Annotated in this window: 11 protein-coding genes and 2 pseudogenes; 6 read left to right on the plus strand and 7 right to left on the minus strand. The window is 54.3% G+C overall.

Going from position 1 to position 8602, the window contains the following annotated elements:
* The first annotated feature begins 59 nt into the window (after positions 1-59).
* The 4 genes from ON753_RS25970 (at position 60) to ON753_RS25985 (ending at position 2072) form a co-directional block, all read left to right on the plus strand.
* Positions 60-686, plus strand: coding sequence for a trimeric intracellular cation channel family protein (locus tag ON753_RS25970; protein WP_265966902.1), 627 nt, complete (start codon positions 60-62; stop codon positions 684-686).
* Positions 687-1008: 322 nt separating this feature from the next.
* The gene (locus ON753_RS25975; protein ID WP_377047269.1) at positions 1009-1236 is read left to right on the plus strand and encodes a hypothetical protein; all 228 of its coding nucleotides are present in this window, start codon (positions 1009-1011) and stop codon (positions 1234-1236) included.
* An 18-nt stretch (positions 1237-1254) separates the two neighbouring features.
* Complete coding sequence (locus tag ON753_RS25980; protein WP_265966903.1) at positions 1255-1608, plus strand: CREC-EF hand family protein; 354 nt, start codon at positions 1255-1257, stop codon at positions 1606-1608.
* 53 nt (positions 1609-1661) lie between these two features.
* Positions 1662-2072, plus strand: a complete 411-nt coding sequence (locus ON753_RS25985) for a lysozyme inhibitor LprI family protein (protein ID WP_265966904.1) — start codon at positions 1662-1664, stop codon at positions 2070-2072.
* Positions 2073-2538: 466 nt separating this feature from the next.
* Here ON753_RS25985 and ON753_RS25990 read toward each other — a convergent pair whose 3' ends face one another.
* The 4 genes and pseudogenes from ON753_RS25990 to ON753_RS26005 form a co-directional block, all read right to left on the minus strand.
* Positions 2539-2919, minus strand: a complete 381-nt coding sequence (locus ON753_RS25990; RefSeq protein ID WP_265966905.1) for a DUF6481 family protein — start codon at positions 2917-2919, stop codon at positions 2539-2541.
* Positions 2920-2955: 36 nt separating this feature from the next.
* Positions 2956-3180, minus strand: coding sequence for a hypothetical protein (locus ON753_RS25995; protein WP_265966906.1), 225 nt, complete (start codon positions 3178-3180; stop codon positions 2956-2958).
* A gap of 134 nt (positions 3181-3314) precedes the next feature.
* Positions 3315-3524 (minus strand): cold-shock protein, encoded by a 210-nt coding sequence (locus ON753_RS26000; protein WP_062491466.1) that lies wholly within the window; start codon positions 3522-3524, stop codon positions 3315-3317.
* A gap of 631 nt (positions 3525-4155) precedes the next feature.
* Positions 4156-4535 (minus strand): annotated as a pseudogene (locus ON753_RS26005) (enoyl-CoA hydratase-related protein); the annotation flags it as partial.
* Here ON753_RS26005 and ON753_RS26010 point away from each other — a divergent pair.
* Positions 4527-4661, plus strand: a pseudogene (locus ON753_RS26010) (IS3 family transposase); the annotation flags it as partial. The pseudogenes ON753_RS26005 and ON753_RS26010 overlap by 9 nt on opposite strands.
* Before the next feature lie 1059 nt (positions 4662-5720).
* Here the strand turns inward: ON753_RS26010 and ON753_RS26015 are convergent.
* From ON753_RS26015 to ON753_RS26025, 3 genes are all read right to left on the minus strand, one after another.
* Positions 5721-6134 (minus strand): type II toxin-antitoxin system VapC family toxin, encoded by a 414-nt coding sequence (locus ON753_RS26015; protein WP_265966908.1) that lies wholly within the window; start codon positions 6132-6134, stop codon positions 5721-5723.
* Positions 6131-6379 carry a type II toxin-antitoxin system VapB family antitoxin gene (locus tag ON753_RS26020; RefSeq protein ID WP_265966909.1) on the minus strand — a complete coding sequence of 83 codons (249 nt, stop codon included), beginning with the start codon at positions 6377-6379 and terminating at the stop codon, positions 6131-6133. Before ON753_RS26020 ends, ON753_RS26015 begins: the two co-directional genes overlap by 4 nt.
* Before the next feature lie 225 nt (positions 6380-6604).
* On the minus strand, positions 6605-6781 hold the full coding sequence (locus ON753_RS26025; protein ID WP_265966910.1) for a GSU2403 family nucleotidyltransferase fold protein: 177 nt from the start codon (positions 6779-6781) through the stop codon (positions 6605-6607).
* Positions 6782-7281: 500 nt separating this feature from the next.
* On the opposite strand from ON753_RS26025, the gene ON753_RS26030 reads away from it, so the two are divergent.
* Positions 7282-8553, plus strand: a complete 1272-nt coding sequence (locus tag ON753_RS26030) for an LEPR-XLL domain-containing protein (protein WP_265967284.1) — start codon at positions 7282-7284, stop codon at positions 8551-8553.
* Positions 8554-8602: the final 49 nt, after the last annotated feature.

Raw genomic sequence — 8602 nt, forward strand, 5'->3', positions numbered from 1 at the left:
TAGCCTCCACCCGCTGATGGGACCAACAGAGACCGAGTGAACTGGAGGCGGATTCTCCAATGGGCGTATTGATCCTGCATTTACTCTACGTTGTCGCCATATCGGCAGAGGCGATGACGGCGGCGCTGGCAGCGGGGCGGCGCGACATGGATTGGGTTGGCGTTTGCCTGCTCAGTGCGGTAACCGCCCTCGGCGGAGGCTCGGTACGCGATGTTCTCCTCGGGCACCACCCTTTGATATGGATTGTCCACCCTGAGTACCTTGTACTTACAGCTGTTTCCGCGCTGGTCACTATCGCCGTTGCGCGCGTTATCCATCATTTGCGGCGTTTGTTCCTGTTCCTTGACGCGGTGGGTCTGGTTCTGTTCACCATTCTCGGGTGCAACGTGGCGATGGAGATGGATATGCCGGTGATTGTGATCGTTGTTGCCGGCATGATCTCCGGCTGCGTAGGTGGGGTCTTGCGAGATATTCTGTGCAATGAGATTCCATTGCTGTTCAGAAGCGAGCTCTATGCCAGTGTTTCGGTGGTGACAGGCTGCCTCTACGTCCTGGGGCTGCACTTCGGACTGCCCCATGATCCGGTCATGATTGCCGCAACGGCCCTGGGACTGACCATGCGCTTGATGGCTCTCCGCTTCAATTGGCAGATGCCGAAGTTCGTTTACCAACGGGATCTGCATTGAACACCCCGGTTTTAGCAAGGGGAGTGGCGAGAACCACGCCGCTATTGATGGTAGCCGGTCACATCCTGGCGATAACAGTCAGTTTGGGCGTCTGTAAAACGCTTCTTCCCGGACGTTCTGCCCCAGTCCAGATTTCCCGGAAACCGCATTCAAACGGTCAACGTTGAATGCGAATAGACTTGTCAAAACTTACCGTCTGTCAGAAACACGCCACTATCTTCACCCGCGCGTGTGAATTCCCGTAAATTGTGTGCTTCAACCTGTGTTTAGTGCTGGGGCGCAGTGCTAACCAAGGGGTGAAGGAATGCTCAAGCGAAATGTAATCGGCATTGCTAGCGTAGCGATGCTTCTGGCGGGTTGCCAGGCCAGTTCGGACCCGCAAGTGCAGGCACGCAATCACGAATTCGGATGCATCGCGGGTACAGTCGGTGGCGCAGTCATTGGCGCAATGATCGGCAGCACGATCGGCGGCGGGTCGGGAACCGTGCTTGCTGAGGCAGTCGGCCTGGGCGGCGGCGGATATCTTGGCAATCGCCTGGCATGTCGCTAACAAAGGGAGAGTATGCAAATGCAAAAGACGCTTCTCGTAGCAGTATTTGTCCTCTCTGCTGGAACCGGTTTGGCGACAGCTCAACAAGGGCCGGCGATTCATGAGGGACATCTCAACCAGATCGACGCCAACAATGACGGGGGTGTCAGCCAAGGGGAATATCAGTCTTTCATGACTGAAAGCTTCACCAGCCTCGACCAAAACGGAGATGGTGTCCTCGTCGAAGGTGAAGTCGCCAAAGTGCTCACACCAGAGCAGTTTGCCACGACTGACGCCAATACGGATGGTCGTGTGAGCCGCAACGAGTTCCTGCGTCAAGTCATGAGCGATTTCGCCACGGCCGACAAGGGTCAGGACGGCCAGTTAAAGTGACCATGGCAGGCGCATAGGTCCGCAAATATTTTGGTTTCACGGAGGGACGGTCAATGAAATCTGTGATGTTGACTGCTGCGATAATTCTATCCACGCCGGCATTCGCATTTGCTCAGGACAAATGCTACGACAACGCCGAGGATCAGATCGCTATGGACCGATGCGCCGATGCCGCGCTCAAAAAATCCGACAAGAAACTCAATGAACTTTACAAGCAGATTGCAGCCCGACTGAAGGAAGACGCCGACACGAAGAAGCTGCTTGTTCAGGCGCAGCGAGATTGGATCAAGTTTCGCGATGCCGAGTGTGATTTCCAGACCGCAGCAGCGGCCGGAGGAAGTGTCATGCCCATGCTCATCGCCCAGTGCATGGATGGCCTTACACAAGCCCGTGCCGAGCAATTCGAGGGTTATCTGAATTGCGAGGAAGGGGACATGAGTTGCCCCGTTCCGGCCGCCAACTGACGTAGTGTAACTCGACAGCAGGGCAGGTAGTGGCTCAGCAAAACTACATGAACTTGATCATGTAGTTTTGCGGCTCCAGAACTATCGGATTCCCTGAAGTTATGGTTAGGCGTGGCCCCGCCGGTGATTGGCCATCAAGCCTGCTGTTTCCCGGTCTCCGGTGCAATGGTAGTGGCGATTACGTCAATTTCTCGGTAACGCACTACGCAGAAGAAGTGTCGGATGACAAGTATCAGTACAGGTCTTGTTCATACCTCCAAGGAACAGGGAACAGCCTTTTGCGCTGCGCGCATCATCGGTCAGACGGGCTCAATGCAGCCCATGGGGCTGAGTCTCAATCATAGCCAGGAAAGTCGTCGCAGAAAATTCTAACCCAAATCGGGGGCATTTTTCGGGAGCACATCAACGATTCATATTGGATGTTATGCGAATCCGGCCAGGGAAGACGGCCCGCGTCATGACACTTTCAGGCCTGACGGGCCTTTCGATTTGCGTAGCGCCGGTCGCGTTCAGCTTTACGAGCTGCCTCGTCCTGCAGGACACGTTCGATACGGTTCTTGTCAGCCAGCTCCCGAGCGTCGATTTCAGCTCTGGCTGCGGCAGTAACGGCGGCATCTCGTGCAGCTGCTTCCGCGGCAACGCGATTTTGTTCATCAAGCTTCATCTGCTCGCGCTCGGAGCGGCGCTTGTCACGAGCTTCTGCGATCAAACGCCGCTCCGTCTGTCTGGCTTCTCGGGTCGGTTCGGCAGCTTTCTTTGCGGCTCGAAAGGCCTCAACAAGAGCCGCCTTGGCGTCCTTCGCAGCACTACGGCGGTCGGAGTGTTCGTTGTTTCTAATATTTTTCAAATCTCAATTCCATTTGACGGGTTACGCTGAGCGACTTCAGGACTTTCTTGCGCGTTTCGAAGTAAGCTTGGTTGCTGAGGTCACGCTGTCGTGCAATTCCTTGGCAAGCCGAGCCTCCCGCAGCCTCTCGGTCTTTTCGTCGCGGGCGATTACGATCGAGTTCAGGTCTTCAATTGCACGTTGGCGTTCGAAGAGTTGCGACTGGGCCTTACCAAAAGCGGCCTCGGCCTGCTGGCGAAGTTTGCTGTAATTCTCGGTCATGGCTTTCCTCGTGGAGACCGCTCACCGGTGAGCAGCAACGAAAAAGGCCAGGCAACTCGCCTGACCTTGCTTGGTCTCATGCTTTCGACAATGCCAGTGCATCCGTGGTCAAGGGAAAGCAGGTTCCGGATCTATCAGGCGGCCTGCAGATTGCAGGCGGACATCTTGCCCGACTTGGTGTCGCGCTCCATGTCGTAGCCGATTTTCTGGCCTTCAACGATTTCGTGCATGCCAGCACGTTCGACAGCGGTGATATGGACGAATGCGTCCGGGCCGCCGTTGTCAGGCTGGATGAAGCCGAAGCCCTTGGTGGAATTGAACCATTTTACTGTGCCAGTGGTCATGATGAACCCTTTCATAGCATAGAGAGAGGAACCGAAAAGCCTGAGGCTCACGGATGGTGATAACGATGCTTTAAAGGGAGTGTCGTTCAGAACGCGGTGCCAATCGCGTTATAACCAAAGCTCGGCAAGAAAATATCGATGCGACATGCTTATGGGTTTTCAGTGTGAATGTCAACTTCTGGTTTTGGGCTTGTATTGGGGTGAAAACAGACTGTTATCCGACGAACAGCAAAAAAGGTTGATCCAGCAGTACTGCCTCCAATGGAGGCATCACTGCATCGTGGCGGGCGAAAGCGTGTCGTCGGTCTCCAGCTTGATCGCGCTACGCCACAATGGAGTTTTGAAACACGTGACGGACAAGTGCGTCCGTCTCTGTTTTCCGGCGTCTGGAACAGGAAGCCAGACCATTCCAGAGGACGCAATACGCAGGCTGAAAAGGCCGCCATTTCACGCCAGCCCGCGTCGTCACAATCAGGGCCTTCTCCGTAGAATGCGCCAAATAGCTTTCGCTCGGTGGGCCCGCGATCTGCTTCAACGTTTATTACATTCAGCCAGACCTCCCAATTGCCGACGGGACGATCGCCAAACCGGGCGTGGGCTGCGTGATCGACGTACTGGAGATAGAATGGAATCAGTCCGGAAAAGAGTTGGCCATCCGGCCAAACTGTTCGCTTTCGTTCTGCAGCCCCCCGGCTATGGTCGTGTTGAGCCCGCGTGTAACCGCAGCGATGATCCGGGCGCCAGCAAGCGGTGAATGCCGCAGAATTCGATCTGCCAGTCATGCGGGCACGACCTTGTTGACCAGGCCCAGTTCGTAGGCACGTTCAGGCCCGAAAATATCCCCGTCAGGTGAAACTCCAGCGCACGCTTCACCGGTCGCAAGCGTGGTAGACGTTGTGTCCCTCCAAAGACGGGTGGGATACCAATATCGATCTCGGGTTTGGCGAGTAGCACCTTTTCAGAGGCAACAACCAGATGAACCGCTTCGGTGATCTCGCATCCGTCCCCGAAGCCGCCAATCAGTGCTGGTCTCTCGACTTTGTCTCCGATGCTCTGATTGATCGGAGCCGGTTCCGGATCTTGTGTGTCATTGACGACAACAGCCGCGAATGTCTGGCAACTGTGGTCGACAACGCATCTTTTACTTCGGGATCAGAGAAGGTTATACTGTCTGCCTGTTTGACAGTAACTTTCGTAATACATATGCAACGCAAACAATCAGCATGGGAAGATCGATGAAATTCTTTTCCGAGAAATGAACTGGAACGATATAGAGCCTTTGAAATCCCTGCATTACAACGACAACCAACACGCTCAAGATAACAACGAATATTACCAATCTTATGAAGTAATCAGGAATTAAGTTTGTAAGAAAATCCGAAACACAGATTGCTGCAACGAACCAAAAAGAAAACCCAATACCGCCGAAAATTGCCATGTAAGCTGCTTGTGTTACGGTCCACGAATTTAGCACGAAGGCAATAACCGTGACAGTATACCATAAACAAACTGCGAATACGAAAAACCTGATTGCGGACAACAACTTCTGTCTTTTGAGCCGCATGAACATATTTCCCAGCCAGCCGTATTTTTGATTGGTTTCATTCGCAAAAAAACGGATGCCAAATGAAGTTGCGCGATTTGCCAAATGAACTTGCGCGCTACAAATCGACAACCCGTTCGGCACGAGGTTGTAACCTATGTCTCCGGTACAAACTGTTACCTATGTCTTCGGGCTGGACACTGGGAAAATTGGTAGCGGAGGACCGCTACCGTCGGACCCCACACCTGCCGATCATTCGCTACACGCTTCGAATTTTCACTAGGGATTCCGCCGTTTAAAGAGGCGCCTCGGGGTTGCCGCTCTTGGACGGTGATTGGAATCTGTGGCGTGACCCAGGATGGCTGCCATCTGCTGGCAATCGTCGCCGATGAATGCAGGACGATCCATATTGCCCAGAGATAGTGCGCAATAAGAGAACGCAAGAGGCCCCACAGGTTAAAGACGACTGGGGATTGAGAGCGAAGCACCGGCGGCTTGCTTGCGAAATCAGTCCGGATCGAAAACAGCATCCCGGAACATGGCGACTCACCCAAGAGTAGCATCTTGCTTCAAGATCGGCTCTGAGCCGCTCAATCTGCTCCAGCCTTTTCAGCAGGTGCGAAATGCAGGCATTTCAATCCAGTGCCCTCGGGTTAAAACACCCAGGGTGAAATCAGATCGAGGTCTGTAGTCGTGAAGTCGCTCAGATTTCGCGTGGCCAGGCGGCCACCATTCACGTGCGTGATCGCCGCGATCATGCCGTCCGGCGCCGACATGCCACGGCCTTGACGCGCGGCAGCGCCCATGATGTCGCCATAAGCGAGTGCGGCTGCTTCAGTAAGACCAAAGATCCGATCAGCAAACCTACGCCGCCAGTCCGAGAGTCCCTGTTCAAGGCGCTCAGCGCGTTGGTCCGGACGGATTTTCTGTATGCCGAATGCGATTTCGGCGATCGTAACCGTCGACAGCGCCAGTTCGGCATCGTGCCGCACCAGCCAAGCAATCACGCCCGGCTCAGGTGCTTTTTTCAGTGTTTCTGAAATCACATTGGTGTCGAGAAAAATCAAAGATCCGGACCTGCATGAATTTTGCGGCTTTCACGGATCACCGCCTCCAGATCGACATCGCTGCCACATGTCTCCGCGATGCGAACATAAAAGTCTGACGCAGGTTCTCGGCCAGCCTCACGCACCTCATACGCCTCAAGTGCGCGCTCGACAATGTCGGCAATCGAACGACGTTCGCGGCGGGCGAGCCGATGGGCCAAGTCGCGAGCTTTTGCGCTGCGCACTGAAAGTTGGGGTTCTGCCATCAAGAGACTCCTTTTCTGGTAAATATATCACAGCTCGCATCTGCCATCTAGATGGCATTTGATGGCTTGCCATCGGTCCGCGGCGTTTTACGCAGGCTACCCGGCAAAACCGAAGACGGTGGCACCGGTTCCGTGCCAGTCAGAGCAAACGCTCTAGCAATTCCGCGGTGGCCGGCATGTGCTGTAGACTTGCCGCAATCCGCTTTCGTCATGCAGGACCGGTCTCTAATGGTAGGCTTCAGCGATGTCGTCCTGCCATGTTTCGGCAAATGCTTCGATCAGGAATGCTGCTTGTGCGCGTTCCTTGTGTGCATTCAGAGCGTCCGGTCCGCCCTGTCTTCGGTCCGCAACAATCAGCTTATGCACCGCATAACGTTCCGAGGATAGCTCAAGATAGGTCAAAGACCTCGTCGCCAGGTGCAGGATGAGCACAATTTAGCCAGCTTATCGGAGTTTTCGATTGCAGAACTAGAAGCGTGTTCTATAAAATCAGATGAATTTGTCATAGGAATCGTGATTTCATCTAGAGAATACGATGGACATTCGAATAATGTAGATGAATACTTATTTATTTACCTGTTTGAAGTCTTTTGCTCCTAGAGTATCGGAGAGTTGGTTAATTGTCTGAAAGGGTTAACTAACATAATTACATGAAAATGTTGGATAAATTCAAATCCGGGCATTTATTCGAAAAAAAATTATCGGAATTCGCTTGAAGCAAGAAGTTAACTGGCGTTAACTGAGCTTCCTCTGCGTCACTTTTTCAAAGGGCGGGTTCCATGTCAATTTCTCTCGGCTCCATTCGGAATAAACCCCGTAAGTATCGGAAAGACAAGCAGGAAAAGAAACGGTCCTGGACTACTCTGGGTCCTGTGGCAGAGGACGGATTCATCGCACGCCTCATGCGTTGGACCGGAGACAGACGTCTGCGTGGAAAGAAGCCGCATTCCGAGACAAGTCATTTGCCGGGCCTGGCTTTGGAGGCCCTCGAGCCACGTTACCTCCTGTCCGCGGACCTCATGCCAATGACCGTCGACATGGTTGGCGACAGCGGGGCCGATTACGCGCTGCGCTACGATAATCTCATTCAGGCGGTGAAGATTTTTGACGAGCGCACCGGAAATCTCATCGATCAGCGCTCCATCCAGGAAATCGAATATATCACCGTTACCGGCACATCCGGTGACGACACGCTGACGATCGACTTTGGCGAGGAATTTCTCCAGGCCATTGACGTTCATTTCGACGGCGGCGGGGGCAATGATCGGCTCGATTTGAGCGACGGTGAGTTTGACGAAGTCCTCTTGGGGACCGACAGCGGGACATCTGGCGATGTCACCATGACTCGCGGGGAGATCACCCATACCATTGGTTTCTCCGGTGTATCCTACGTGAACGACACCACTGGCGCTGAGCAGCGTGTCTTTGCCGACTTGACCGGGCAGGGACAGACCCTCCGAATTCAGGACATCGGTCGCAATCGGGATGGAATGTCGCTGATCGACGCCGCCGGCACCGACGCGCTGGTTTCCTATGCCTTCGCGAACCCGAACATCCGCCTTACCGTCGATATGGGAGATGGCGACGACACGTTCCTGCACGACGGCTTCGATAACGGGATTGACGGCAAGGTCCTCGTGGCCGGCGGCGCCGGGACGGATGCGGTGACAGGGCCGCCGGAAGATGCCGTCTGGAACATTGTCGGGCCCAATTCAGGCGATGTTGCAGGTGTGTCCTTCGTTGAAGTCGAGAACCTGATTGGTTCAGCCGACAACGAGGACACTTTTTTTGTGTCCGAATCCGGTTCCTTGTCGGGGATCCTGGACGGCGGCGAAGGCGGTTTCGACAGCCTTGTGCTGACTGGCGGCACCTATGACAGCGTCGAATACGTGGCATATGACGCCCATTCCGGCACAGTCGCCCGTGACGGCGACGTCCTGACTTATGCCGGCCTTGAACCTATTACCGACAACTCGAATACGACTGACCGTGTCATTGATCTCTCCGCGTTTTCCGACACGGCAACTTTGACCGAATCCGGCGGCATGCTGACCGTCGGGGACACCGACCCATTCTCAATTTTTACCTTCGAGATCCGTAACTTTTGCCAAACCGAGCAGCAGTCTGACGATCAATCTCGGCGAAGACGAAGATATACCGGTCCTTTCGCGTGACCAGCTTACCATCAGCGGAACGGTCGACCTCACAGGCATCAACCTCATC

The sequence above is a fragment of the Roseibium salinum genome (assembly GCF_026240905.1).
GTDB lineage: Bacteria > Pseudomonadota > Alphaproteobacteria > Rhizobiales > Stappiaceae > Roseibium > Roseibium salinum.